Genomic DNA, 25,616 nt, shown 5'->3' on the forward strand with positions numbered 1-25,616 from the left:
TGATCGGGCCAATGAGCCCACCAAAAGCCGGGAAGACACTTGCGCTAGGGGCCCTCACTTGTGTGGACTGTCCCGCAAACACCGCACGGGTGCGGGCGGGCCGCCCGGCACGGGGGCCCGGAGACGAGAAATGCGCGGGACACCGTGCGGACTGACGACAATGGGAGGACTTTCGTGAGCGCGACCGCGGGTCAGGCGCAGTCTGAGCGCAGCCTGGCCGAACGGCTCGGCGTCAAGCCGGGCCAGGTGGTGCAGGAGATCGGCTACGACGACGACGTCGACGAGGAGCTTCGCCGCTCCGTCGAGGCCGTCACGGGGACCGAGCTGGTCGACGAGGACTACGAGGACGTGGTCGACATCGTGCTGCTCTGGTGGCGCGAGGAGGACGGCGACCTGTTCGAGGGCCTGACCGACGCGATGATCCCGCTCACCGGCGGCGGCAACATCTGGCTGCTGACGCCGAAGGCGGGCCGGGATGGGCACGTCGAGCCCAGCGACATCGGCGAGGCCGCGCAGACGGCCGGGCTGTCGCAGACGAGCAGCGTCAGCGCCGCGAAGGAGTGGTCCGGAACGCGGCTGGTCGCGCCCAAGGTCCGCAAGTAGCCGCACGGCTCGGGACGCCCGCCGGGAGCGGCGGGCGGCCGGGCCGTCCGGCGTCGGCGGCGGGTGGCAGACTGGGCGCGTCCCCACGTCCGTGGGGGCGCCCACACCCCCCGCCCGGGCGGGGACGATTCCGCGGGAGAGGCTTTGTCGGTTGAGGTAGGCGACAGCGCACCGGACTTCGAGCTGAAGGACCAGCACGGGACCCCGGTGAAGCTGTCGGACTTCCGGGGCGCGAAGACCGTCGTCCTGGTGTTCTATCCGCTGGCGTTCAGCGGCGTGTGCACGGGCGAGCTGTGCCAGATCAGGGACGAGCTGCCCACCCTCGGCGGCGACGACGTGCAGGTGCTGGCCGTGTCGGTCGACTCGGTGTTCGCGCTGCGCGCCTGGGCCGAGCAGGAGAAGTACCAGTTCCCGCTGCTGTCGGACTTCTGGCCGCACGGCGGGACGGCGCAGCGTTACGGCGTGTTCGACGACGAGAAGGGGCTCGCGGTCCGCGGCACCTTCATCATCGACGCGCAGGGCGTGGTCCGCTGGAAGGTCGTCAACGCCATCCCGGACGCACGCGACCTCGACGAGTACCGCAAGGCGCTCGCCGGGCTCTGAGCGAAACGGGCCGGCCCCGGCCGCGCGGCGCCGCCCGCGGCCGGATCCGGCCCCCGCACCGCTGGAGGTGTGATGCCCTGCTTCCGCTGCGGGGCGCGGCAGACCGACCCCGTGCGCGGGGCGAGCCCGTGGAAACGCGGAGTCCGGGCCGACCGCCAGGTGCTGATCTGCCCCGGCTGCCGGTCCGCCCACGACTGGGCGGACGACCTCGACCGCTGCGCGGCCTGCGGTTCCACCGCCCTGGTGTGCCGGCTCGGCGAGATCGAGTGCCGCGACTGCGGCCACACCCGCGAGGCCGTCCGCGACGACCCGCGCTCCGCGGACCTTGTGCCGTCCAGCGCGGGGCCCCGCGACGACCGGGGCCTGTCGGAGGAGGTGGCGGCGGCGCTGAGCCGCGTGCTGCGCCGCGGCCCGGCCGGCTGAACCCGCGCCGGTGGCCGCCTCCGGCCAGCCCCTCCCCGTCTCGTCACGCACCGTAGCCGCCGTAGGGGGGCATTCCAGGCTTGACGCGGCATTTCGCCTGCTGGCACGCTGCGCCAATGCCGATCATCCTGCTGCGCCTGGCGCACCGTGTCGCGGCGCGGTCGTGGCGCGCGCCGGCGCTGGTGCTGCTCGGGGCGTTCGGCGTCGGCTGGCTGCTGATCGCGGTGTGCGAGAAGCCCGGCGCCGAGATCAAGCAGCCGTGGAACTACATCTGGTACTTCTTCGTCAGCGGCACCTCCACCGGTTACGGCGACCTCTACCCGTCCTCGACGGGCGGCCGGATCGGCGGCGTGATCGTGATCGTGGCCGGGCTCACCGCGGGCCTCGTGCTGTTCGCCGAACTGACGCTGTGGATGGCGAAGGGCAGGACCATGCGGGCCAACGGCCAGGCGCAGTTGCACGTCAAGCGGCACATCGTGGTCGTCGGGTACGAGCGGGACGGGCTGCGCGGCATCATCACCCAGCTGCGCGCCGACTCCGCGTTCGCCCGCACCCCGGTCGTCGCGGTCTACTGGCCGGGCGAGCTGACCGGCGAGAACCCCGACCCCGACCTGTACGACGTCGTCGCCTTCGACGACACCGCCTACGGGCGGGCCTGCATGGAGGCCGCGCGGACGGTCGTGGTGGTCGGCCGCACCGACGACGAGACCGTCCGGGTGATGCTGGGCGTGTCGGCCTACCTGCGGCGCCACGGGGAGCCGGCCGTCCACCTGCTGGCGGGCGTGCACGACGGCGGCCGCCGCGCCGAGATCACCGAGGCGCTCGCCCTCGTCGGCCCGGACATCGAGCCGGTCGACATCGACGACCCGGCCGTGGTCGCGGTCGCGATCCGCAACCCCGGCGTCGCCGCGATCTACCACAACCTGGCCAGCACCCTCGACGCCGACGGCACGCTGTACCGGGTCGACGTCCCCGACGGCGCCGGCGAGTGGGCGCGCCTCGACGTCGCGATCTTCCTGCTCCGCCGCGGCAGCACCCTGCTCGCGGTCGGCGAGTCGCACCGCCCGAACGCCCGCTTCCGCCTCACCTCGGAGCCGGACGAACTCGTCCGCGGCGGCCAGTCCCTCGCCGTCGTCGCCCCCGACCGCCCCCAAATCCCCTGGCACGAGCTGTAAGAGAGCCGGGAGGGCGCCCCTCGCGCCCGCTGAGGGCGCCCTCCCGGCCGCCGCGTGCGCGCGGCCCGAGGCACAGGTCCAGGCCTCGGGGCCTCCCCGCGCGCCGCGGGGTCGTTGACTTGCGGCGTGTCGTCGTTATCCGGGCCGCCATAACGACGACACGCCGCAAGTGAATGTGTTCAGGCGGCTTGGCGGTGGTCGGCGTCGAGCAGGTGGTAGAGCAGGAGGAGCTGGGTGATGGCGAGGGGGTCGCTGGTGTCCGCGTCGCCCAGGCGGCCGAGGGCGTCGGGGGCGGGCAGGCCGTCGCCGGCGCGGGGGCCGAGCCGTTCCCAGATGGCCTTCTTGACGACCTGGGACTCCTCGGGCGAGACGTAGCCGTGCACGTGCAGGGCGTCGACGGGCCGCCCGTCGTCGTCGCGGTGCAGGCGCAGGTGCAGGAGCTTGTCGGTGTCGCCGGGGGTGCCGTCCAGGACGTCGGCGAGTTCGGGGTGGTCGATGGTGGGGCGCAGGAGCAGCTCGGCGGAGAGGGGTGTGCCGGGCGGGTCGAGCCGGCCGGCGACGGGCGCGAACCGCACCACGATGTCGGCGTACTTGCGCTGCGGGCGGATGTAGGCGGCGCTCTCGGCTTCGCGCCGGGCGAGTTCCGCCATGACCTGCTCGGGGTTGTAGCCGCGCTTGTCGCAGTCGCGGCGGATCTTCCAGGAGTGCCGGAGCGGCTCGGGCGGGTCGAGGTAGACGGTGATGTCGAAGCAGGCGCGGGCGAGCCGGGTGTGCAGGGGGAGCAGGCCCTCGACGATGACGAAGTCGCGGGGCTCGACCAGTTCCGGCCGGACGAGCTCGCCGGTGGCGTGGTCGTAGACCGGTTTGAGGATCGGCTCGCCCATCGAGAGCAGCTGCAGGTGCTGCTCCATGATGTCGATGTGGTTGCAGTCGGGGTGCAGCGCCGTGAACGGCTTTCCGGCGCGTTCGGCCCGGTCGTAGCGGTGGTAGTCGTCGACGCAGACGGCCGTCATCCGCTCGGCCCCCAGACACCGCACAAGCCCCCTGGTCAGTGTGGTCTTGCCCGCCGCGCTGTCCCCGGCGATGGCGAGCATGACGGGGCGGCGGCCCGACCCGCGCGCCCGGAGCATATGCACGATCCGATGGGGCACCTGGCTCCTCCGTCCTGCGGAATCCGGTTTTCGATAGGGAGAGTAGGCCGGTCGCGCCGCGGACGCGTCCCCCGGCCGGGGGAGAGCGGGGGTGAAGATGGTGGGAGCCCCGCCGGCACGGGCTACTGGTGAGTAGCTTCGGGTTGTTATCGTGCCGGAATGGGCGCCCCCGTACGCGTCGTCCTGGTGGACGACCACGAGATGATCCTCGCCGGACTGCAGGCGATGCTGGCCGGATTCGCGGGGCGGGTGCGCGTCGTCGGGCAGGCGGGCACGGGGGAGGAGGCCACCCGCCTGGTCACCGCGCTGCGTCCCGACGTCGTCCTGCTGGACGTGCGGCTCGGCCCCGAGAGCGGCCTGGACCTGTGCCGGCTGCTCACCGGCCGCGTCCCGGAGGCGCGGGTGGTGTTCCTGTCGGTGTACGACGACGAGCAGTACGTCTTCGAGGCGCTGCGCGCCGGGGCGGGCGGCTACCTGCTGAAACGGGTGGACGGTCCCGAGCTGGTGCGGCGGCTGGAGGAGGTCGCGCAGGGCGAGACGGTCGTCGACCCGACGCTCGCCGGGCGGATGGCGGTGACGGCGGCGCGGCTGACCCGCGGCGAGTTCTGGCCGGGCGCGAACCGGGGGCTGACGCAGCGCGAGAGCGAGGTGCTGTCGCTGCTGGTCGGCGGCCTGTCCAACAAGGCGATCGCGGCGCGGCTGGTGCTCAGCGAGGAGACGGTGAAGAGCCACCTGCGGGCGCTGTACCGCAAGCTCGAGGTGGCCGACCGGTCGGCGGCCATCGCGGTGGCCCTGCGCGAGGGGCTGTTCCGGTGACGGCGTCGCCGATGTCGCCGGTGGAGCTGCTCGCCGGGCGCGGCAACGACCTGCTCGTCCGGATCGTGGCGGTCGCCTGCTCCGACCGGGAGCTGCCGCGGCTGGCCGACGAACTGGCCGGGCTGGTCGTCCGGTCGGCGCGCGCGCTGACGTTCTGCGACGTTTACGTCCTGGACGACGAGGAGCGGGCGCTCGAATGGGCGGGCCCGGCCGTCCCGCTGGGGGAGGGCGATGTGGGCTGGGTCGCCGCGCACGGCCGTCCCCGCGCGCACACGGACGGACGCGGCGTCGCGGTCCCCGTCCGCAGCGGGAACGCCACGATTGCAGTAGTGGACGTGCGGTCCGCGGGTCCGTGCCCGGCCGACGATGTCGCGCTGGTGACCGCGCTGGCGGAGCTGTTCGCGCCGGTGCTGTGCTCGTGCCGGCGGCTGCGCGCGGCCCGCGAGCGCGAGCACGCCGCCGAGCGGTTCGCCGAGCGGGCCGTGGAGGCGCAGGAGGCCGAGCGGTCCCGGCTCAGCCGGGAGATCCACGACGGCATCGCGCAGCGGCTGGCCAGCCTGGGCTTCCACCTGTCGGCGGCCGAGCGGGCGCTGCCCGAGCACCATCCGGAGGGGCTCGCGCAGATCATGATCGCGCGGAAGCTGTGCGAGCTGGCGGCGGCCGAGACGCGGGCGGCGATCGGCGGGCTGCGCCCGCCCGTGCTGGACGACCTCGGCCTGTCGGCGGCGCTGGCGACCCTCGCCCGCGAGACCGGGGACGGCCCAGGGCCGTCCGGCGTCATCGACGTGACCGTGACCGTGGAGGGGGAGCTGGAGGAGGAGCTGCCCGACCACGTGCAGACCGCGCTGTACCGGATCGCGCAGGAGGCGGTCGGCAACAGCCTGCGGCACGCGTCCGCGACCTGCGTGGACCTGCTGCTGGAGCATTCCCGCGACCGGGTCCGGCTGAAGGTCACCGACGACGGCACCGGGTTCTCGGTGCGGGACGTGTTCGCGCAGGGCGCGCGCGCGGAGCGGACCCGGCGCACCGACTCCTACGGCCTGCGCGGCATGCGGGAGCGCGCCGAGCTGCTGGGCGGACGGGTCACCGTGACCAGCCGCCCCGGGGTCGGCACGACCGTCGAGGCGGTCGTACCGGTCCCGGGCCGCGGGCGCGCCGCGGGCCTCAGCCCGCGCTGAGCACTCGGAAGGCGATCCCGGCGGCGGTCAGCCGGCCGATCAGCGCGTCGCCCATCGCGGCGGCCGTGGTGACCTGCCCGGACGTCTTCGGCAGGTCGTCGTGGGCGAGGCACAGCGCCGACTGCGCGAGCATCTTCGCCGTCTCGCCGTAGCCGGGGTCGCCGCCCGCGACCTCCGTCACGACCCGCTTCCCGCCGCCCTCGCCGACGAACTTCACGCTGAACCAGTTGCGGGCGCGCCGCTCGGCGGACGGCCCGTCGCCCGGCGCGCGCAGCCGCAGCAGCAGCGACCGGGTGGGCGGGAGCTGCGCGAGCGCGAGCAGCGCGCCGGACCCGGCGGCCATGCCGGCGGCGACGGGCAGCCGCTTGACCGCCAGGTAGTGGCCGTAGGAGAAGTCCGGGCCGTACCGGTCGAGCGCGGCGGCGGACCGGGTGACGATCTGCGGGTCGATGGTCGGCAGCGGGAGCGTCCAGCCGTCGCCGATGCGGGCCTTCGGGACGGGCCGCCGCGAGATCCGGACCGTCCGGTTCTCCGGACGCCCCTCGGCGCGGCGCCGCTCGCGTTCGGCCCGCATCATGCCGGTGACGTCGGCGAAGATGCCGACGGCGGAGGCGATCGTGCCGCCCGACGCGTCGCCGTGCACGCGCAGGAACCCTTCGACGTGCAGCGGGACGCCCTCGGGCAGTTGCTTGACGGTGAAGTACGCGCCGAGGTCGTGCGGGATCGAGTCGAAGCCGCAGGCGTGGATGATCCGGGCGCCGCTGCGGACCCCCTCGTCGTGGTACTTCACGTACATCCGGTCGACGAAGGTGGGCTCGCCGGTGAGGTCGACGTAGTCGGTCCCGGCGCGCGCGCACGCCGCGACGAGCGGCTCGCCGTACTGGACATACGGCCCGACCGTCGTGATGACGACCTTGGCCGACCGCGCCACCTGCTCGATCGAGCCCGGGTCGGTGGTGTCGGCGTGCAGCAGCGGAAGGTCCGCGCACGCCGGGTCGATCGCGGCGGCCCGGTCGCGGACGGCGGCGAGCTTGGCCTGGTTGCGGCCGGCCAGCGCCCAGCGCGTCCCGGGGTCGGCGTGCTCCGCCAGGTATTCGGCGGTGAGGGCGCCCGTGAAGCCGGTGGCGCCGAACAGAACGATGTCGTACGGGCGGTCGGTGGTCATGGTCGCGCCTCTCCGGTACTGAGCGGAATCTGTACCGAACACGATTCTGTCGTGCCCGGCGCCCGTCGTGGAGCCGCCGCGCCGCCGATGTGAGCGACCGCACTGTCCCCATGCGAGCTCGGGCTCGTGCTTGCTGAAACGCCGCTAAGGTAGGCCCCTACGAGGGGGGATGGTGGCGTGATCGGGCTCGCGGTGGCGATGGACGCCGGCGCCGTAATCTCCCTGTGCTGGTCGGTCGCCGGCGTGCTGCGCCCCAAGAGCGTGCCGGGCGGCGGCGACGGCGGACGGTCCGTCGCGGTCGCGCTCATCGGCGTCAGCCTCATCCTGCTGTCGGTCCCCCTGTGGAGCCTGCCCTGACGGGTGCGGTCCACCCGGGCGCGTCCAGCAGGTGCCGGACGAACAGCAGCGTCGTCGGGGTCGGCGCGGCGCCAGCGACCGCGTGCCACGGCCGGTCGAGGGGCATCCCCGGCGCGTCGATCACCACGAGCCGCCCTGCCGCCAGCTCGGCGCCGACCGCGTCCCGCGACACCAGCCCCACTCCGAGCCCGGCCGCCGCGCCCGCGATCACCGCGCCGTTCGAGCCGAGCACGAGCCGGGGCGGCGCCACTTCCCGTTCGGCCAGGTAGGCGTCCGCGGACGCCCGCGTCCCCGAGCCGGGCTCGCGCATCACCCACGGCGTGCGGGCCGGTGAGAAACCGTCCGCGACGTCCGGCGCGCCGACCAGGACCAGCTCGTTCGGACGCGTCGCCAGCACGGTCGCGGCGGCGTCGGCCGGCGGGCGGCCCGCCAGCACGAGGTCGGCCTCGTGGGCGGCGAGGCTGCTCCACACCTGCCGCCGCGGCCCGACCTCCAGGGTCAGTTCGACGTCGGGCCAGCGCGTCCGGAACGAGGCGAGCAGGTCGGGCAGGATCTGGTCGGCGGCCGTCGTCACCGCCGCGAGCCGCAGCGGCCCGCGTCCCGGATCGGCCGCGCCGCGCGCCGCCGCCCGCCCCTCCTCCAGCAGGCCGAGCACCTGCCGCGCGTACCCGGCGTAGACGGTCCCGGCCGGGGTCAGCCGGATCCCGCGCCCCACCCGCCGGACGAGCGGGACGCCGAGGTCGCGGGTCAGCGCCGCGACCGCCGCCGACACGGCCGACTCCGTCACGTACAGGCGCAGCGCCGCCGCCCGCACGGACCCGCTGTCGGCGAGCGCGACGAACGTCCGCAACCGCGCCTCCGTCACGTCCCGCCTCCTCGTTGAAATGAATGCTTGATGGTCACCGTAGAACACTTGATGGACAGCGCAAGTATTGGGAGGCGAAGCTCAAGCCGTCACGGTTCCACGTGGCCGGGCCGCGGCGCTCCGACCCCATTCCCCTGGGCATGCCGTCCTTCGCGGGACGGAGCCGCCGCGTCCCGCCATCACGCGAAGGAGATCGGCGATGAGTTCGGGCAGATGGTCGGCGGGCGTGATCCCCTATGCGGAGATGGGCTACTGGAAGCCCGACTACGAGCCGAAGGACAGCGACGTCCTCGCCGCCTTCCGGATCACGCCGCAGCCGGGCGTCCCGCCGGAGGAGGCCGGCGCGGCGGTCGCGGGCGAGTCGTCCACCGCCACCTGGACGGTCGTGTGGACCGACCGGCTCACCTCCTACGAGAACTACCAGGCCAAGTGCTACAAGGTGGAGCAGGTCCCGGGCCAGGAGGGCCAGTTCATCGCCTACATCGCCTACGACCTCGACCTGTTCGAGGAGGGGTCGATCGCGAACCTGACGTCGTCCATCATCGGGAACGTCTTCGGGTTCAAGGCGCTGAAGGCGCTCCGCCTGGAGGACATGCGGATCCCGACGCACTACGTCAAAACGTTCCAGGGGCCCGCGCACGGCATCGTGATGGAGCGCGAGTACCTGGGCAAGTTCGGGCGCCCGCTGCTCGGCGCGACCGTGAAGCCGAAGCTCGGCCTGTCGGCCCGCAACTACGGACGCGTCGTCTACGAGGCGCTGCGCGGCGGCCTCGACTTCACCAAGGACGACGAGAACATCAACTCCCAGCCGTTCATGCGCTGGCGCGACCGTTTCCTGTACTGCATGGAGGGCGTCAACCGGGCGCAGGCCGCGACCGGCGAGGTCAAGGGCCACTACCTCAACGTCACCGCCGCGACGATGGAGGACATGTACGAGCGCGCCGAGTTCGCCAAGGACCTCGGCAGCGTCATCGTGATGATCGACCTGACCATCGGGTACACGGCGATCCAGTCGATGGCCAACTGGGCGCGCAGGAACGGCGTCATCCTGCACCTGCACCGCGCCGGGCACTCCACCTACACGCGGCAGAAGAACCACGGCGTGAACTTCCGCGTCATCGCCAAGTGGATGCGGCTCGCCGGCGTCGACCACATCCACGCCGGGACGGTCGTCGGGAAGCTGGAGGGCGACCCCAACAGCGTCCGCGGCTACTACGACACCCTCCGCCTCGGCCACGTTCCCGCCGACCCGCGCAAGGGCCTGTACTTCGACCAGGACTGGGCGTCGCTGCCGGGCTGCATGCCCGTCGCGTCCGGCGGCATCCACGCCGGCCAGATGCACCAGCTCCTGCACTACCTCGGCGAGGACTCGATCCTGCAGTTCGGCGGCGGGACGATCGGCCACCCGATGGGCATCGCCGCCGGCGCCACCGCCAACCGCGTCGCGCTCGAAGCGATGATCAAGGCGCGGAACGAGGGCCGCGACTACCTCGCCGAGGGCCCCGACATCCTGCGCGCCGCCGCCAAGAACAGCCGCGAGCTGGACGTCGCCCTGTCCACCTGGGGCGACATCACCTTCACCTACGAGTCCACCGACACCCCCGACGTCGTCGAGACCCCCGTGAGCGTGTGACATGCGAATCACCCAAGGGACCTTCTCCTACCTGCCCGAGCTGACCGACGAGGAGATCACCAAGCAGATCGCCTACGCGCTCGACCAGGGCTGGCCCTGCTCGGTCGAGTTCACCGACGACCCGCATCCGCGCAACGCCTACTGGGACATGTGGGGGCTGCCCATGTTCGACCTCGCCGACCCCGCCGGCGTCCTGTACGAGGTGAAGGAGTGCCGCAAGGCGTACCCGAACCACTACGTCCGGCTGAACGCCTACGACGCGCACTACGGACGCCAGACCACCGCGCTCCAGTTCATCGTGCAGCGCCCGCCCGTGGAACCCGGCTTCCGCCTCGACCGCGAGGAGACCTCCGACCGGCGCATCCGGTACACGCTGCACTCGTACGCGACGGACCGTCCCGAAGGCGAGCGTTACGGGGACGCGCGTTGAGCGACCGCCCCGGCTTCGGCATGAGGCCCTCCGAAAACGGCTCCCCGGCGGACCCACCCCAGGCTCCCGCCGCCGGGGAGCCGGCCCCGCTTCCCTCCGACGCGCGCGTCGACCTCGCCAGGGAACGCGCCGACTCGCACGCCGACGAGGTCCTGGACGCCCTGGACGCCGAACTCGTCGGCCTCGCCCCGGTGAAGACCCGCATCCGGGAGATCGCCGCACTGCTGCTGGTGGACCGCGTCCGCGCCCGCTTCGGCATCGACTCCGGACGTCCCAACCTGCACATGTGCTTCACCGGCAGTCCCGGAACCGGGAAGACGACCGTCGCGGTGCGGCTCGCCGAACTGCTCCACCGGCTCGGCTACGTCCGCAAGGGCCACCTGGTCTCCGTCACCCGCGACGACCTCGTCGGCCAGTACGTCGGCCACACCGCGCCCAAGACCAAGGAGGTCCTCAAGCGCGCCATGGGCGGCGTCCTGTTCATCGACGAGGCGTACTACCTCTACCGGGCGGAGAACGAGCGCGACTACGGGCAGGAGGCCATCGAGATCCTCCTGCAGGTCATGGAGAACCAGCGGGACGACCTCGTCGTCGTCTTGGCCGGCTACAAGGACCGCATGGACTCCTTCTTCGCGTCCAACCCCGGCATGAGCTCCCGCATCGCCCACCACATCGACTTCCCGGACTACGAACCGGACGAGCTGGAGGCGATCGGGCACCTGATGATGGAGCGCGAGGGCTACAGCCTCGCCCCGGAGACCCAGCCGGTCTTCCGCGACTACCTCGACCGGCGCCGCGGCCAGCCGCGCTTCGCCAACGCCCGCTCCGTCCGCAATGCCATCGAACGCGCCCGCCTCCGCCACGCCAGCCGCCTCGTTGCCGCCGCCGAGGAGGTCGACCGCACCGCCCTCACCACCCTGCGACCGGAGGACTTCCTCACCAGCCGCGTCTTCCTGTGATCCGTGGCACCCCGAATGAGGCCGCGATCACAGTCGAGAAAGGGATTCACCTCTTCATGTCCTAGTGTTAAGACGAGACATGAAGAGGTGGGGGAGAAGTTGCTGAACCCTGAGGATCTGTACGAGCTGGACACCGACCTGCCGGAGATGACCGGCCCGGTGCTGCTGCACAGCCTCGACGGCTTCGTCGACGCCGGATCCACCGGGCAGCTGGTGCGCGAGCACCTGCTGGAGGCCTTGGAGCACCGCGTCATCGCCCGCTTCGACGTCGACTCGCTGATCGACTACCGGGCCCGGCGCCCCACGATGACCTTCGACCGCGACCACTGGGCCTCCTACGAGCAGCCGGAGCTGGTCGTCCGGCTGATGCGCGACGGCGTCGGAACCCCGTTCCTCATGCTGTCCGGGCCGGAACCCGACCGGCTCTGGGAGGGGTTCACCCGGTCCGTCGTCCACCTGGTGAAGCGCCTGGACGTGGGGCTGGTCGTCGGGTTCCACGGCATCCCGATGGGCGTGCCGCACACCCGCCCGGTCGGCGTCACCACGCACGCCACCCGCCCGGAGCTGATCACCCGCAACACCTGGTTCGACAAGGTCCAGGTCCCCGGCTCCGCGGCCGGGCTGCTGGAGCTGCGGCTCGGCGAGGCCGGGCACGACGCGCTCGGGCTGGCGGTGCACGTCCCGCACTACCTGGCCCAGTCGGCCTACCCGGCCGCCGCGGTCGCCGCCCTGGAGCAGGTCGTCGCCGCCACCGGGCTGGTGCTGCCCGCCGAGCGGCTCCGCGAGGCCGCCGCGGCCACCGACGCCGACATCGCCGAGCAGGTCGACGGCAACGCCGAGGTGGAGAAGGTCGTCCGGGCGCTGGAGCAGCAGTACGACGCGTTCGCGGGCGCCGCCGAGCGCGACAGCCTGCTCGCCGAGTCGCAGGACATGCCGACCGCGGAGGAGCTCGGCGCGCAGTTCGAGCGCTTCCTGGCCGAGCAGGAGGGCCCCGACTCCTCGTCCTGACCCCGGCGGACGCCCCCGGCGGGGGCACTGACATATCCGGGCGGGCCCTGGGTAGGCGAGTCCCCGAGGGGGGAGGCTCGCCCATGGCCCAGAGAGTGAACGAAGTGATGACGCCGGTGCCGGTCGCGGTGTCTCCGGACACCACGCTGGTCACCGTGAGCGACCTGATGCGCCGGCACGGCATCGGCGACGTGCTGGTGGTGCACGAGGGACGGCTCCGGGGCCTGGTCACCGACCGCGACATCGTGGTCCGCGCCGTCGCCGTCCAGAAGGACGTCGGAGACACCACGGTCGGCGACATCTGCAGCACCAACGTGGTGACGGTGGCTCCGGAGGAGGACGCCGACGAGGCGGTCCGGCTGATGCGCCGGCACGCCGTCCGGCGGCTCCCCGTCGTGGACGGCGACCGCCCCATCGGGATGGTGTCCATCGGGGACCTGGCGGTGCAGCGCGACGAACGCTCGGCCCTCGCCGACATCAGCGCCGAACCCCCCAACACATGATCACGCTGAAGCTTCCGGACGCCGACCTGGACGGCGACCTGGTGATCCCGGACGACCCGGCCGGCATGGTCCTCTTCGCGCACGGCAGCGGCAGCTCCCGGCACAGCCCCCGCAACCGCGCCGTTGCCGAGGGACTGAACGCCGCCGGGATCGGCACCCTGCTGCTGGACCTGCTCACCGAGCAGGAGGAGCAGGTCGACCGGGTCACCGCCGAGCTCCGCTTCGACATCGAGCTGCTCACGCTGCGCCTGATCGGCGCCATCGACGCGCTGGCCGAGGGCCTGGAGTCCGCGCCGCACACCGCGGGGCTGCGGATCGGCCTGTTCGGCGCCAGCGCCCGCGCCGCCGCCGCGCTCGCCGCTGCGGCGGCCCGGCCGGTCGTCGGCGCGGTGGTGTCGCGGGGCGGCCGCCCCGACCTCGCGGGCCCGTCGCTGCCCCGCGTGCAGGCGCCCGTCCTGCTGATCGTGGGCGGCGCCGACCCCGAAGTCCTGCGCCTCAACGAGCAGGCCCGACAGCACCTGGACGTCGCCGAACTGCACATCGTCTCCGGCGCGACCCACCTGTTCGAGGAGCCGGGCGCCCTGACCGAGGTCACCACCCAGGCCGCCGAGTGGTTCAACCGCCATCTCGACCACGGGATCTGATTCGGAACCGGCGGCCGGGGCACGATGTCGGCATGCCCGACGTCATCGTGGTCGGAGCCGGACCGGCCGGCTCCGCCGCCGCCTGCCACCTCGCCCGCGCCGGACTCGACGTCCACGTCCTGGAGAAGTCCGCGTTCCCCCGCGAGAAGGTCTGCGGCGACGGCCTGACGCCGCGCGCCGTCCGGGAACTCCAGCGCCTCGGCATCGACATCGACGCCCCCGGCTGGTTCCGCAACCGCGGCCTCCGCCTGATCGCCGGCGACCGCCTTCTGGAACTGCCGTGGCCGTCAGGGAGCGTCTACCCGCCCTTCGGCCTGACCCGCACCCGCCACGACTTCGACGACATCCTCGCCCGCCACGCCGTCTCCGCCGGAGCGACCCTCTCGGAGAACACCAAGGTCACCGCCCCGCTCCGGGACCGCACGGGCCGCGTCACCGGCGTCCGCACCGAAACCGGCGACCACCGCGCGCCGATCGTCATCGCCGCGGACGGCGCGTCCTCCCGCCTCTCGGTCGCCCTCGGCCTCCACCCCCGCCGCGACCGCCCGATCGGCGTCGCCGCCCGCCGCTACTACCGCAGCCCCCGCCACGACGACCCGTACCTCGAAGCCTGGCTCGACCTCGTCCCCGCCGGATACGGCTGGGTATTCGGCATGGGCGACGGCACCTGCAACGTGGGCGTCGCCTTCCTGCGCACCGCCCACGCCGACTGCCACCGCCTGCTGGACGATTGGCTCGCCCGCACGCCCCCGGACTGGGGATTCACCGCCGAGAACGCCCTCGGCCCGGTCCGCGGCGCCGCACTCCCGATGGGCTACACGCGCGGCCCCCACTACTACCCGGGCCTCCTGCTCACCGGCGACTCCGGAGGCATGATCAACCCGTCCAACGGCGAGGGCATCGCCTACGCCCTCGAAGCCGCCCGCATCGCCGCCGAAACCATCACGACCGCTCTCGCCGCCCCCACCCCCGGCGCCCGCGAGCGCGCCCTCTACGGCTACCCGTCCGCGATCCGCCAGGCCAACGGACGCCCCTTCACCCTCGGCCGCACCTTCGCCCGCGCCATCGAGAACCCCCACGTCATGCGCGCTGCCACCACCATCGGCATCGCCAACCCGCCCCTGATGCGCTTCGCCCTCAAACTCCTCGGCAACCTCACCGACCCATCCGCCGACCGCCTAGCCACCGCCATAACCCACCTAACCCCCACCTCCTAACCCACCCCACCCCAAGACAGACACCGCCCCCAACCCCAACCCGCGCACCCCATAACCGTTTCGCGATCGCCCCCACGAACCAGGTACGCTTTCCCGGCGAGCACACGGGCGCGTAGCTCAGGGGTAGAGCACTCGCCTTACAAGCGAGGAGTCGGCGGTTCGAAACCGTCCGCGCCCACCAGCCAAAAGACCCTGCTCCCGATCATGGGAACAGGGTCTTCGTGCCATTAGCGTGCCATTAGCCCACGATCGCGAGCCCTCCGGCCGCCCCATCGTCGTCGTCCGGGTCGTCATTGTTGATCTTGTCGTCCATCGCTTGGGCGATCGCCCGGTTACCGCCCGCCGTCCGATGCTGGTAGATCATCGCGGCCCGCACGCTGTCATGGCCCATCCGCTCCATGAGGTCACACAGGGACGCGCCGGAACCCGCCGCGAAGGTGTTGCCGGTATGCCGGAGATCATGAAAGTGCAGTTCGGGGACGCCGAGCTTCGTTACCGTCTCGGTCCACTTGGTCGCCCGCCGGAAGTTCGCCCGCCGCAGCACTCCGCCCCGCTTGCCGGTGAAGATCAGCGACTCAGGTTCGGGGCCGGCGAAGTTGCCGAGATGCTGCCGCAGGTACGGGATGACCGCTCGGGGGAGTGCCACCGCCCGCAGGCCTGCCCGTGACTTGGGCGGCCCGATGATCAGTTCGCCCGTGTCCAGCTCGACCTGTGCTTGCCGGACGGAGACCGTACGCGCGTTGAGATCCAGGTCCATCCGCCGCAGCGCGACGACCTCACCCCACCGCAGACTCGCGAACGTTGCGAGGAGCAAGAGGGCACGCAAGTGCTCAGGAACCATCTCGGCCAGCTTGAACACCTGGCCGACCGTAAGGACCGGCCGCTCGTCTGGCGTCTCTTCGCCGGCCCCTCTGATACGGCACGGGTTGCGTGCCCTGTCACACCTTTGCCCAGCTCATCCCACTTGGAAGCGGGACCGGCGACGTTTGCCCATCGCCCGAGGTGAAACCCGTCGCCGGTCCCGCGGCTCATCTGACGAGCGACGCGCGACGAGGCCGAGCCGACTCGATAGCGCCCACCAGTCCTCTGGGCGTGGACGCCTCCAGTAGCCGCCACGTCCCGCACCACACCATCGCCCACCACCGGAACGTGGTCTCACCGAACCAGACGGTCACGCCCGGATAGCGTCGTTCGATCTCCAACCGCACCGCCCGGACGTCGAGAGCACGACCATCCACGGCCGAGGTCATGCCCCCGTCTCCCGTCCACGGCCCCGCGGTTCACCCTCCAGAAATTCCATGATCCGGCGGGCAGCGCCCTCGATATCGGACGCCGTGTGATTGCTGTCCACCCGCCACCAGGTGAAGCGCGTACCACCGTGCAGGACCACGTAGCCGGCGACAGGCCGCGAACCCTCCCGCACCGCACTGACCGTCAGTCCCGGAATCGCGTCCCGTAGTTGGACGTCCGCCCCGAGCTTCGCGAGCGCCACGTACAACTCGCCCAGGAGCATCAGCTCACGGTCCCGGCCGCTCCACGCCGCCATCACGCCGCCTCGATTCCCGTACCGTCGCACCGCGGGCACGTCTCCGGCACCCGGGCCGGGGCCGCCACCGACGCGGCATCAGCAGGGACGATGACCAGGCGCCGCCGGGGCAGGACGAACTTTCGTCGTCGTCCGCCGCACGAGACGCAAGGTTCCGGAGTAGACGAGGGATGCGCCGGGGTGTTCAGCAAGGCAGGGGACTCCTTGGCCGCTCTGTGGACGTCGTGGCGACGACGTTAAGAGCGGTTCAGGCACACAACCCGAACTCTCAGTTCGGGTCGCCTTGCAGTACGGGTGTCGCCTATGAGGCAACCAACCCGATGCGCTTGGCCAGAGCCCGCACTTGAAGGGTCATACTCGGCCGCGCCCGCTTCAACAGCCCACGCACCAGATCACGCGCGAGCAGGTTGTACCGCAGGTCTTCCGGCCCACTCGCTTCCGCGCTCATCAGATGCAGCAGCACCGCCGCATCATCACGTCGTTGGTCATGCAGCCGCGCCAACTCCAGGTAGAACGTCGTCTGCCGCTCCAGCGACGGCGACGAGGTGACGTCGATCCGATCGGCGATGCTCAACCCCTCAGCCGATTCTCCGGCTTCCATCTCGACACTCATCGCGTGCAGATGGACGTTCGTCGGCCCGAACACCGTCCACATCACGTTTCCTTCACCCGTCGCCTCAGCCGCCGGCAGTGCGTGTTCCCGCAGCCGATCCCGCGCGGCCCACGCGTCCCCTTGACGCACCGACGCGACCGACGCCACCAACCACAGTGCGCCCGACATAGCCAACCAGTCGCCGCCGCTATCGACGTTCGGCTTTAGTTCCTCGATCGCGTGCATGGCGGTTTCCTCAGCCGCTTCCGCCTCACTCTGCGCGATGAGGATGTGCCCGAGATTCCAGTGAGCGCCCGCAACTCTCAGCGGATCATCGGTCTCATATGCGGCCGCGATCGCGCGGTCAGCGGCCAGCAACGACAGATCAGTCCGTCCGATGCGCTTGGCGAACGTCCGCAACAGGAAATACGTGTCCGACGACAGCCGGGCAGCCTCCCGCCGCTGCTCAACTTCCCCGAAAGCTCGAAACGACCGCGCCGCCACCTGTACGTCCGTCAGCAACTCCGGAAAGACTTCCGCGCCCTCCGTATACCGCCGCTGTGACGTCTGCCAGATAGCCCAGGCCGCATCAACCCTCTGCCGCAACTCCACCAGGTCAACGGCCTCACCACTCGGCCCACCGAACGACATCATCCGCCGATGCAACTCAGACGCCACCGGATGAATCGTCCCGTTCCGCTCGAACTGCGGTTCACCAAGCAGAGCCGACACCGGCACGCCCAAAATCCGGGCGAACTTGTGCAACAACCCCACGGTAGGAGTCTTCGCGCCCCGCTCAATCTGCGAGACGTAGTCCTCACTCACCCCAGCCAGGCCCGCCACCACGGCCTGTGTCTTCCTCCGCCCCTGCCGGTAGAACCGCAGCCGCTCGCCGATGCCGATCTCGACTGACTCAGACACACTCACTCCCGGAGGGCGGGAAGACTAGGCACGACCAGGGTAGGCAGCCAGAGCCCGCGACCGCAGCACCAGGAGGACGTGACAGCGTGCACAAGCTCATCCTGTGGGACATAGACCACACCCTCATAGAGACCGGGGGAGTAGGCAGCGAGGTCTTCAAAGACGCGTTCGAGCAGGTCACCGGCCGACCCATCGACCGCCTAGCCGACGTCACCGGCCGCACGGAGCAGGTCATCTTCCGCGAAACCCTCGACCTCTACAACATCGAGGACCCAGGCGACTACTTCCCCAAGTTCGTCGAGGCCCAGGCCGCCGGCTACCGAGCCCGAGCCGACGAGATGCGCCAGCGAGGCCGAGCACTCCCCGGAGCCCACGAAGCCCTAGCCGCCTTCGCCGAGCTGCCCGACATCACCCAGACCGTCCTGACCGGCAATCCCAAGCCCTCCGCCATAGCCAAGCTAGAAACCTTCGACCTAGCCCACTACCTAGACCTAGAATCAGGCGCCTACGGCACAGACGACTCAGTACGACCCAACTTAGTCCCCATTGCCCAACGACGAGCGGCCAGCCGCACAGGCCACGCCTACACCCGCGAAATCACCTACATAATCGGGGACACGGTCAGTGATGTAGAAGCCGGACGCAAAGGCGGATCGAGTGTCATTGCAGTGGCAACCGGACAAACCACCGCCAAGGAGCTACACGAATCCGGAGCTTCGGTCGTGTTGAGCGACCTCGCTGACACTGCTTCTGTCATGCATTTGATTAATGGATAAGATACGAGAGTACTCGACGAAATGAAAGGTGAAATGGCCACAAATAAATCTCTAACCGCAGGAGACTCGCTGGCTGGAATTATGATCGATGGAGTTGAAGGAACTCCGTATGTGGTCGGCAATCTATTGTTCAATGAGGGACGCGGCATTCGTGTTGAGGTTCCTTATTTTGAGTACGCCAGAACCGGACAGTTTGATAGTGCCCAAAAATGGTTTAGTGAACGAATTCCGCCCAAAAACGTTCTATTTGTGTCAAACGATGGCATTCTAATCCTTTTTGATTGTCGATTTTCTGGCTATTCGGCCAAACCGGGTCTGGGAATAGCCTTGGGGAAGATTGCCCCCAATGAGGTGGTCCTTAAGCAGCGAGAGGGGAGTCTAGGCGATCCGCTTACGGTAAAGACGCTTCGGTCACACTTTGACGGCCTTGCTGAATGGACGAACTTTAGCTCAATAAAAGATGAACAAGTCGTAGACAAGAGCAACCTTGTGAAGAAGGTCGTAGTTGAGATCGAAACTACACAAAGCATCACTTGGTGGCAAGGTGCGGCCAAAATGACTCTTTCTATCAATTGGTCAGCCAAATCTCCGGGTGGCGGCTATCTTGTAGATGAGGTCGTGTACTTGGAAAGCACATTTCGCGATCCACGACCGATATCGGCTCACCTGGATGAGCACCGCAAGGTCAAAACTCTGGTAGCCCTGGTTCACGGGGCGATGGTCTATTATCGGAAACACTTCGTGCGCGACAAACGCTTTCCCGAGAGAGCGATGAGTGGAAAGCTTAGGCATTTCTCATTCTGCGAACTAATTAGCCGAGATACCGTACAGGAGTACAAGCGAGCCAAACCTGACAGCAAAATGCTCAGCGAGCCGCTGGCTTCGGCTGGCGAGGTAGGTGGACCAGCCCTACGGGACTGGGCGAACAAATTCAAAGATTGGGAGCGATTTATCTATCCGGCTTTGAGTTCAATGAACGCCGAGGAAGTTGGCCTAGAAAACTCAGTAGTCAATGCATCGATGGCGATCGAGGCGGCGGGAAACATTATCGGATCTGTTGGCGGGGAAGACGAAACCTATTCCAGATCGAATCGCCCGACCACGTCGACGTTTGCCTTTCGGTGCGTATCTATAACGGGATTTCCGTGTCTAGGCATAGCAAACTCTCGCATTGCCTTGGCCCAAGCAATGGCACATAATTACAATACGATCAAGCATTACGACCGTGGACAGTTTCCAAAAACTGAGGAGACTTTACTTGTTCAAAAGGTCGCAACTCTGGTCGTGCGTTTATTGGCCCTCGACCTTGCCGGGGTCGACGCCGAGCAGGACCATTTTTCATTCCGAAAGGAACAGGAATGCTCTAATATATGCTCATCGTTCGATGCATTTGGCTTGTTTATTGATCACCGTGGAAAGTTCGTAGCCAGAGGACAGGTTTCACTTCTGAAGCCCTGATCAGTGCATTTGGTACTACGCAAGCACGGATTGCTGTCGAATTGGGCTGTTCGGGATCAAGGGGCGACGGCGCTTGCGCCGCTGCGCGGCCCAGCGCCTTGCCGCCCGGAGCGTGCGGCGTGGGCGCCGGTCACCGGACGGCAGCGCCGGGCCGCGCATCGCGACGCGTCCGCGTCCGCCGGCGAACGGCAGTCACGGGGTCGCGCCGCCGCCCGCCAGGCCTCACGTAGCCGAGGCTCTTACATGCCTCCGGCGGGGGCCTCTGACTCTGGGAAGCTCAGCCGTTCGCGTGACGGTCACCGAGGGCTTGGGGGAAGCCTGATCTTCCCGTCTGCCGTCGTCCCGATCGGAGATCTACCAGACCTGGGCAGGGGGCCAAGGTCGTTCGTCCAGTCGGGCGCTCCACCTTGGCCCCCTGCCCCAGGCCCGGCAACGCGGAGCGCGGGACGACGGCAGACGGGAAGATCAGGCGGGGTGTGGTGCGCGTGCCGCGCGGGCGAGGCAGTGTGCCATTCGCGTGCCATTTGGGGGCGGTGGTGTCTGTGGGTCTGGCCAGGCCGGAGGCGTGATCAACCTGCGGGATCGGGCGTCGCGCGCGTGCCATTAGCGTGCCATTAGGTCGTGTGGCAGGTGGGGCGAGCTGTCCGGGCGCGCGGCAAGGGTGCAGGTCAGGGGCGCCGTTCAGGTGATCACGAGTTCTTACAAGCGAGGAGTCGGCGGTTCGAAACCGTCCGCGCCCACCAGCCAAGAACCCCGTTTCCGAGTCGAGGAAACGGGGTCTCGTGCCGCTGCCGTGCCATATGCCCGCGAGCGTGGTCATCCGAATCAGTGGTGTGCGCATGTCAGTGCGGCCAGGACCACCCTCGTAGGTGGATGATCGCGTTTCGCAGTTCCTGAGGGTTCGGGGCTTCCACAAGGCGTGGTACGCCGTGGACCCGAACCATCGCCCACCATGCTTCGGTGGCCTTGCCGTACCAGGCGCAGACGCCCGGGAACTCGCTCTCGATCTGAGCAGTGACCGGACGCCCGCTCAGTCCGTCCGGCAGCACGACCCGGGCCGTGTTCATGGACTGGTCTCAGCCGGCGAGTCGGCGAACGGTACTGCGAGCACTCGCGCGATCCGCTCTGCCGCCGTGTCGGTCTCCAGCAGCGGGCACAACAGTTCAAGCTCCGGCGGGGATTGGCGGGTCGGTCCCGCCCACGCCCACCACCACCACAATGCGCCGTCGTGGCTGCGGCACACCACCTCTTGCCGCATCCCCGGATGCATCAACGCCCCACACGGGTCGTCCGGGTCGGGTTCTCCAGCGGGGTTGCTCACCCGCACCGCTCGATGTCCGTGGACCTGAGCCTCCAGCCCGCGCCGCTCCAGCGCATTCACCAACGCCAGAGCGACGGCGCGCCAGGAACCCTCCTCGTACTGCGTGTCCGAATCGTTCATGACCGATACCTCTCAGGGAGCTGAAGCAACGGGTGTCCGACTGATCTGTCCGGACGACGATCGACGATCACATCTAGACGTCTAGACGAGCACGAAAACCGTGACACAACTCGTCTAGACGAGTCAAGCGCTAACGTGCCGGGAGTTCGTACGAGAGGACGTACGCGTCACTAGACATGACCGTGTCGCAGACCTCGACCGGCCGTCCTGCCTGGTCATAGGCCGTGCGAATCAGGTGGAACACTGGCACTCCGGGCGCGAGCTTCAACGCCCGAGCCTCATCGCGCAGCGGCATCCGGGCCCGGATCTCCTCGGTGAAGTGGTCGAGACGATGGCCCAACTCCTCCAGGCGGGCGTAGATCCCACCGGGCCCACTGTCGGTCTGCGCAATCTGCGAGCCGCGAGCGACCGAGGCCGGAATGTATGAGGTCGCCGTCTCCACGGGATGTCCGTTGAGCAGGTACCGACGCGCCCGAATGATGACCGAGTCATCGCTTGAGAGATTCAGCCTGGACGCAATCTCAGGCGATGCCTTGCTCTCCGTGACGTTGATCGAGTCGACCGACGGCTTGACGCCGGCTTCCTCAGCCTCGGCTATGAAAGCCGCCTTACCCTCTTCGCGGTGATGACGAGCGAAACGGTCGGACGCCAGCCTCCGCACCGGTGGCCGCGACCGGACGAAAACGCCTTTCCCATGCTCGGCGACGGTCAACCCTTCGCTCTGCAGAATCTGCAGAGCGTGGCGAACGGTCATCCTGGCCACGTCATAGTGCCCGATCAGCTGGCTTTCCGATGGGAGTTTCTCGCCCGGCGCCAACTCCTTGCCGTCGATCGCCGCCCGAAGGTGATCCGCGATCTGCTTGAAGACCGGCCGATCACTCGTCGGGTCCAAGTCCGGCAACCCCAGCTCGCCCACGCGCGGCCAGCTCCTCAACTCGTACGTACATGTACTAGCGTTGGAGTCTAGTAGCTGGGCCTGGTCAGAGGAGCTTGCGAAATGCCCGACAGCCGCCACTCCGTCAGCGTGGCGGGAGTCGTGGTCGACGACCGGGGCCGCGCCCTCCTGATCCAGCGCCGCGACAACGGCCGCTGGGAGGCGCCCGGCGGTGTACTTGAGCAGGACGAGGACATCATCACGGGCCTTTGCCGTGAGGTCCAGGAGGAGACCGGCCTGGACGTGACGCCGACCGCCCTGACCGGCGTCTACAAGAACATGACCCGCGGCATCGTGGCCTTGGTCTTCCGCTGCAAGGCAGAGGCCGGCTCCCTCCGAGAGTCGGACGAGACCTCCGCCTTCCGCTGGGTCACGGCTGATGAGGTCGCCGAGTTGGCCGACGAAGCCTTCGCCATCCGAGTTCAAGACGCTCTCACCATGTCTTCCACCGTCCCAATCCGCCAACACGACGGCGTAGACATTCTCGGCTGATGCGCGCTTGACCGGAGTATGCGCTGCGGTGGACATCCCGTGGTGAGTGGCATCGCCTCTACAAAGAGCGCCGCCCGGATGCAGAGTGCGCGTCGAGAGGCGGTAGTCATCTTCGTTCAAGTTGAGAAGCCAATTGTGAAGCGAGGTGACACGAAAAGGCTCTCGGGGTGCTGCCCTTCTGTATTCTCGGAGTCAAGAGCTCTCGCATTATAAATACTTTCTCTACGCAAACATCATCAGAACAGACCATCCTGTACGTGGGGTGGCGTACAGGGTTTGCAGATCAAACTCCTGACGCTCAGCCGCAGGCGGCACCTGCTCGACAAGGTTCGCTCTGATGAGATCGCGACGTAGAGAGCCCAAGTCAGCTTCGGTGGCCTTGCCGTACCAGGCGCAGACGCCCGGGAACGCGCTCTCGATCTGAGCAGCGACCGGACGCCCGATCGGTCAGGCTTCGCCTGGGTCGGGCGTGTTGGACACCGGCGTGATTTCGTACTCGGCTAGCCATTCAAGCAGTTCGTGTCGCTCGGTCTGGACGAGTCTGCCGCCGGTGAAGCGGGCGTCGTCGGTCACCTCGGCGGTGATCCCGTGTGGCGGGACGAAGGACGAAGCCTCTTCGTCTGTTGCGAATTCGGCCTCGCCGAGGACCAGACCGTTAAGGGGCGGATCGAAGACGTCGATGCCCAGGGGCGGGACGCTGAAGCGGGTCTTGGACAGTTCCATGGCCGGGAGCGAGGCGAGCCGGTCGTACTCGGGGCGGTTCAGGTAGATGTTCGTGATCAGACCCTGGACAGGGCCGGCTTGGTGGGCGGGCACCTTCTGGGTGAGCTTGAACTCCCGGGTCCCGCTGTTCAGATGCTCGACCCGCCGCAGGCGAAGGCGCGTCCCGACCAGATACCGGTCGGTGATCCGGCGGATGGCGGTGGCGGCTGTCAGCGGTGGCGGGGCCGCCAGCAGAAACCGTCTCTCCCGCTCGACTCGCGCGTACTTTCCCTCGCGGATGGACTCTGGTGAGCTTGAGTCGTTCTGCGCGGTCATGCGGCCACCGTAACCAGTTGGCCGTGTTCGAAGCGGGCTCCGGCGCGGATGAGATGGGCGCCGTTGACCGAGAGCCATCGGGGCTGAGCCGACTCGACGACCTTGAACACCATCGTAAGTCTGGCGGTGCGGTGGCCTGCGCTCTGGGTGACCTTCGTGGGGCGCCGGATGGTGGCGAAGGTCGACTCGGTGGAACTGGTGGTCCGCAGGCCAGTGCTCGGCGGGGGCGAAGAACGCTAGGAGCATGTCTTGGTCGGCGGACGGGATCGCGCGGGCCGGTCGTGCTGCTGGGGCAGGTGCCCGGCGGGCGAAGCCTCAGGAGGAGCGTGGGGAGCGGTCCTGCACGTGTGTCGTGCCCCGCTAACCGTCCTCCCTGTTTTCCTCGGAAAAGGGTGTCACCGAGGGGTCAGGTGGATGGGCATGTGGCGGATGCCTGTGTGTTTGTTGCTTCTTGTGTGTTCGATTGGGGCGGTCAGTTCTAGGGAGTCGACTCTGTCTAGGAGGGTGTCTAGCACTACGCGCATCTCCATTCGGGCCAGTGCTGCGCCCAGGCAGAAATGGCCGCCGCGGCCGAATGCCAGGTGGGGATTCGGGGTGCGGGTGATGTCGAAGCGGTAGGCGCCGGGGAATGTTTCGTCGTCGCGGTTCGCCGATGCCCACCAGAGGGTGACCTTGTCTCCTGCCCGGATCTGCTGACCGCCGAGGGTGATGTCACGGGTGGCGGTGCGGCGGTTGTAGGGCGTTGGGGAGGACCACCTCAGCATTTCTTCGATCGCGGTCGGGAGTTGTTGCCTGTTGCCTTGGAGTCGTTCCCATGTGTGCGGGTTGTCGATCATGGCGTGTACGCCGACGGCGATGGCGTTGCGGGTGGTTTCGCTTCCTGCTGCGATCAGCAGGTTGAAGAGCATTTGCTCTTCTAGGTCTGAGAGCGGGGCGCCGTCTATGCGCGCGTGAGCGGCGAGTGAGAGGAGGTCGTCGGCCGGGTCGGTGCGCTTGCGTTCCAGCAATGCCGTCCCGTAGGCGAACATCTCTGCTGCCGCCTGTTGGGTGCGCTCGGTGCTCTCTCCGAGGGCCCGGTCTTCGTGGTCGAGGGTGGCATCGGCCCACAGGAGCAGTTGGTGCCGGTCCTCTTGGGGGACGCCGAGAAGTTGCGCCACGGCCTGCAGCGGCAGTTCAGCCGCCACATCGGTCAGGAAGTCGCACTCGCCCTTCGCCAGCGCGGCGTCCACGATTCGCTCCGCACGCCGCCGCAGGTCCTCCTCGATCGTCTGCAGGGTGCGCGGGGTCAGGCTCGGCGTCAGCAGGCGCCGGAAGTGCTGGTGCCGGGGGGCGTCCATCATGTTCAGCAGGACGCCGGCGGCGAAGCCGCCGGGGAGGTCCTCGATGAGGGTTCCGCCGCCGGTGCGGCCGGGCCCGCCTTCCGAGGAGAACGTCGTGGCGTCGGACGCGGCGGCCACGACGTCGGTGTACCGGCTGATCACCCAGAAGCCCTCGCCGCCCGGAGTGTGCTCGGTCGCGGGGTGCCACCAGACCGGCGCCTCCCGCCGGAGCTCGTCGAAGACCTCGTATGGAAACCCGTGCGCGAACCGATCCAGATCGGTCAGGTCGAGGTCGTCCATCGTCCAAGGCTGGCACCGGCCAGGGCGTGAAGCAACTGCTTGTTTGATTGTCGATCGGCGTCCGGGTCC

At 69.0% G+C, this 25,616-nt stretch carries 28 protein-coding genes, 1 tRNA gene and 1 pseudogene; 18 read left to right on the forward strand and 12 right to left on the reverse strand.

The features are described from left to right. Positions 1–174 precede the first annotated feature (174 nt). The 4 genes from ABD296_RS10150 to ABD296_RS10165 all read left to right on the forward strand — a co-directional run bounded on the left by ABD296_RS10150 (position 175) and on the right by ABD296_RS10165 (position 2,804). Positions 175–603, forward strand: a complete 429-nt coding sequence (locus ABD296_RS10150) for a DUF3052 domain-containing protein (protein WP_344264025.1) — start codon at positions 175–177, stop codon at positions 601–603. A gap of 144 nt (positions 604–747) precedes the next feature. Continuing rightward, the gene (locus ABD296_RS10155; RefSeq protein ID WP_344264027.1) at positions 748–1,206 is read left to right on the forward strand and encodes a peroxiredoxin; all 459 of its coding nucleotides are present in this window, start codon (positions 748–750) and stop codon (positions 1,204–1,206) included. 72 nt (positions 1,207–1,278) lie between these two features. After that, a complete protein-coding gene (locus ABD296_RS10160) occupies positions 1,279–1,629 on the forward strand; it encodes a hypothetical protein (RefSeq protein WP_344264029.1) in 351 nt (116 codons plus the stop codon). A 116-nt stretch (positions 1,630–1,745) separates the two neighbouring features. Next, on the forward strand, positions 1,746–2,804 hold the full coding sequence (locus tag ABD296_RS10165) for a potassium channel family protein (RefSeq protein WP_344264031.1): 1,059 nt from the start codon (positions 1,746–1,748) through the stop codon (positions 2,802–2,804). A gap of 179 nt (positions 2,805–2,983) precedes the next feature. On the opposite strand, the gene ABD296_RS10170 is transcribed toward ABD296_RS10165, so the two are convergent. After that, complete coding sequence (locus ABD296_RS10170; RefSeq protein ID WP_344264166.1) at positions 2,984–3,934, reverse strand: phosphoribulokinase; 951 nt, start codon at positions 3,932–3,934, stop codon at positions 2,984–2,986. Between the two features lie 180 nt (positions 3,935–4,114). Between ABD296_RS10170 and ABD296_RS10175 the strand changes: the two genes are divergently transcribed. Further along, complete coding sequence (locus ABD296_RS10175) at positions 4,115–4,771, forward strand: response regulator transcription factor (protein WP_344264033.1); 657 nt, start codon at positions 4,115–4,117, stop codon at positions 4,769–4,771. Further along, entirely contained in the window at positions 4,768–5,949 is a 1,182-nt protein-coding gene (locus ABD296_RS10180; protein WP_344264035.1) for a GAF domain-containing sensor histidine kinase, read from the forward strand. Before ABD296_RS10175 ends, ABD296_RS10180 begins: the two co-directional genes overlap by 4 nt. On the opposite strand, the gene ABD296_RS10185 is transcribed toward ABD296_RS10180, so the two are convergent. Further along, complete coding sequence (locus ABD296_RS10185; RefSeq protein ID WP_344264037.1) at positions 5,936–7,114, reverse strand: saccharopine dehydrogenase family protein; 1,179 nt, start codon at positions 7,112–7,114, stop codon at positions 5,936–5,938. The two genes, ABD296_RS10180 and ABD296_RS10185, sit on opposite strands and share 14 nt — an antisense overlap. Positions 7,115–7,291: 177 nt before the next feature. Here ABD296_RS10185 and ABD296_RS10190 point away from each other — a divergent pair, with 177 nt between their 5' ends. Further along, positions 7,292–7,471, forward strand: a complete 180-nt coding sequence (locus ABD296_RS10190) for a hypothetical protein (protein ID WP_344264039.1) — start codon at positions 7,292–7,294, stop codon at positions 7,469–7,471. On the opposite strand, the gene ABD296_RS10195 is transcribed toward ABD296_RS10190, so the two are convergent. Beyond that, complete coding sequence (locus ABD296_RS10195; RefSeq protein ID WP_344264041.1) at positions 7,434–8,336, reverse strand: LysR substrate-binding domain-containing protein; 903 nt, start codon at positions 8,334–8,336, stop codon at positions 7,434–7,436. The two genes, ABD296_RS10190 and ABD296_RS10195, sit on opposite strands and share 38 nt — an antisense overlap. Before the next feature lie 199 nt (positions 8,337–8,535). Here ABD296_RS10195 and ABD296_RS10200 point away from each other — a divergent pair, with 199 nt between their 5' ends. The 8 genes from ABD296_RS10200 (at position 8,536) to ABD296_RS10235 (ending at position 14,911) form a co-directional block, all read left to right on the forward strand. Next, positions 8,536–9,969 carry a form I ribulose bisphosphate carboxylase large subunit gene (locus ABD296_RS10200; RefSeq protein WP_344264043.1) on the forward strand — a complete coding sequence of 478 codons (1,434 nt, stop codon included), beginning with the start codon at positions 8,536–8,538 and terminating at the stop codon, positions 9,967–9,969. Position 9,970: 1 nt separating this feature from the next. Then, positions 9,971–10,399 (forward strand): ribulose bisphosphate carboxylase small subunit, encoded by a 429-nt coding sequence (locus ABD296_RS10205; protein ID WP_344264045.1) that lies wholly within the window; start codon positions 9,971–9,973, stop codon positions 10,397–10,399. Between the two features lie 20 nt (positions 10,400–10,419). Next, positions 10,420–11,358, forward strand: coding sequence for a CbbX protein (gene cbbX, locus ABD296_RS10210; protein ID WP_344264047.1), 939 nt, complete (start codon positions 10,420–10,422; stop codon positions 11,356–11,358). A 99-nt stretch (positions 11,359–11,457) separates the two neighbouring features. Then, entirely contained in the window at positions 11,458–12,366 is a 909-nt protein-coding gene (locus ABD296_RS10215; protein WP_344264049.1) for a PAC2 family protein, read from the forward strand. 83 nt (positions 12,367–12,449) lie between these two features. Further along, positions 12,450–12,869 (forward strand): CBS domain-containing protein, encoded by a 420-nt coding sequence (locus ABD296_RS10220; RefSeq protein WP_344264051.1) that lies wholly within the window; start codon positions 12,450–12,452, stop codon positions 12,867–12,869. Beyond that, a complete protein-coding gene (locus ABD296_RS10225) occupies positions 12,866–13,513 on the forward strand; it encodes a dienelactone hydrolase family protein (RefSeq protein WP_344264053.1) in 648 nt (215 codons plus the stop codon). The genes ABD296_RS10220 and ABD296_RS10225 overlap by 4 nt, the downstream gene beginning before the upstream one ends. A 32-nt stretch (positions 13,514–13,545) precedes the next feature. After that, on the forward strand, positions 13,546–14,730 hold the full coding sequence (locus ABD296_RS10230; protein ID WP_344264055.1) for a geranylgeranyl reductase family protein: 1,185 nt from the start codon (positions 13,546–13,548) through the stop codon (positions 14,728–14,730). Positions 14,731–14,836: 106 nt separating this feature from the next. Beyond that, positions 14,837–14,911, forward strand: a tRNA-Val gene (locus tag ABD296_RS10235). Between the two features lie 57 nt (positions 14,912–14,968). Here the strand turns inward: ABD296_RS10235 and ABD296_RS10240 are convergent. From ABD296_RS10240 to ABD296_RS10255, 4 genes are all read right to left on the reverse strand, one after another. Beyond that, positions 14,969–15,589: a site-specific integrase gene (locus ABD296_RS10240; protein WP_407061465.1), complete on the reverse strand. Its 621-nt coding sequence runs from the start codon at positions 15,587–15,589 to the stop codon at positions 14,969–14,971. A gap of 169 nt (positions 15,590–15,758) precedes the next feature. Continuing rightward, the gene (locus tag ABD296_RS10245) at positions 15,759–15,980 is read right to left on the reverse strand and encodes a hypothetical protein (RefSeq protein ID WP_344264057.1); all 222 of its coding nucleotides are present in this window, start codon (positions 15,978–15,980) and stop codon (positions 15,759–15,761) included. Continuing rightward, positions 15,977–16,243: a hypothetical protein gene (locus ABD296_RS10250; protein ID WP_344264059.1), complete on the reverse strand. Its 267-nt coding sequence runs from the start codon at positions 16,241–16,243 to the stop codon at positions 15,977–15,979. Before ABD296_RS10250 ends, ABD296_RS10245 begins: the two co-directional genes overlap by 4 nt. 334 nt (positions 16,244–16,577) lie before the next feature. After that, a complete protein-coding gene (locus ABD296_RS10255) occupies positions 16,578–17,789 on the reverse strand; it encodes a helix-turn-helix domain-containing protein (RefSeq protein ID WP_344264061.1) in 1,212 nt (403 codons plus the stop codon). Positions 17,790–17,875: 86 nt separating this feature from the next. On the opposite strand from ABD296_RS10255, the gene ABD296_RS10260 reads away from it, so the two are divergent. Both ABD296_RS10260 and ABD296_RS10265 read left to right on the forward strand, forming a co-directional pair. Beyond that, entirely contained in the window at positions 17,876–18,565 is a 690-nt protein-coding gene (locus ABD296_RS10260) for an HAD family hydrolase (RefSeq protein ID WP_344264063.1), read from the forward strand. Positions 18,566–18,586: 21 nt separating this feature from the next. Beyond that, positions 18,587–20,023, forward strand: a complete 1,437-nt coding sequence (locus tag ABD296_RS10265; RefSeq protein ID WP_344264065.1) for an ApeA N-terminal domain 1-containing protein — start codon at positions 18,587–18,589, stop codon at positions 20,021–20,023. Positions 20,024–21,086: 1,063 nt separating this feature from the next. Here ABD296_RS10265 and ABD296_RS10270 read toward each other — a convergent pair. Together ABD296_RS10270 and ABD296_RS10275 are read right to left on the reverse strand one after the other, a co-directional pair. After that, positions 21,087–21,464: a hypothetical protein gene (locus ABD296_RS10270; protein ID WP_344264067.1), complete on the reverse strand. Its 378-nt coding sequence runs from the start codon at positions 21,462–21,464 to the stop codon at positions 21,087–21,089. Between the two features lie 130 nt (positions 21,465–21,594). Continuing rightward, a complete protein-coding gene (locus ABD296_RS10275; protein ID WP_344264069.1) occupies positions 21,595–22,380 on the reverse strand; it encodes a GntR family transcriptional regulator in 786 nt (261 codons plus the stop codon). A gap of 81 nt (positions 22,381–22,461) precedes the next feature. Between ABD296_RS10275 and ABD296_RS10280 the strand changes: the two genes are divergently transcribed. Further along, positions 22,462–22,890, forward strand: coding sequence for an NUDIX hydrolase (locus ABD296_RS10280; RefSeq protein WP_344264071.1), 429 nt, complete (start codon positions 22,462–22,464; stop codon positions 22,888–22,890). Positions 22,891–23,337: 447 nt separating this feature from the next. On the opposite strand, the gene ABD296_RS10285 is transcribed toward ABD296_RS10280, so the two are convergent. The 3 genes and pseudogenes from ABD296_RS10285 to ABD296_RS10290 form a co-directional block, all read right to left on the reverse strand. Continuing rightward, the gene (locus ABD296_RS10285; RefSeq protein WP_344264073.1) at positions 23,338–23,928 is read right to left on the reverse strand and encodes a hypothetical protein; all 591 of its coding nucleotides are present in this window, start codon (positions 23,926–23,928) and stop codon (positions 23,338–23,340) included. After that, positions 23,925–24,183, reverse strand: a pseudogene (locus ABD296_RS50825) (IS256 family transposase); the annotation flags it as partial. The pseudogene ABD296_RS50825 and the gene ABD296_RS10285, both read right to left, overlap by 4 nt. A 140-nt stretch (positions 24,184–24,323) precedes the next feature. Beyond that, on the reverse strand, positions 24,324–25,547 hold the full coding sequence (locus tag ABD296_RS10290) for a cytochrome P450 (RefSeq protein ID WP_344264075.1): 1,224 nt from the start codon (positions 25,545–25,547) through the stop codon (positions 24,324–24,326). Positions 25,548–25,616 lie beyond the last annotated feature (69 nt).

Source organism: Actinomadura napierensis (assembly GCF_039529375.1).
Lineage (GTDB): Bacteria > Actinomycetota > Actinomycetes > Streptosporangiales > Streptosporangiaceae > Spirillospora > Spirillospora napierensis.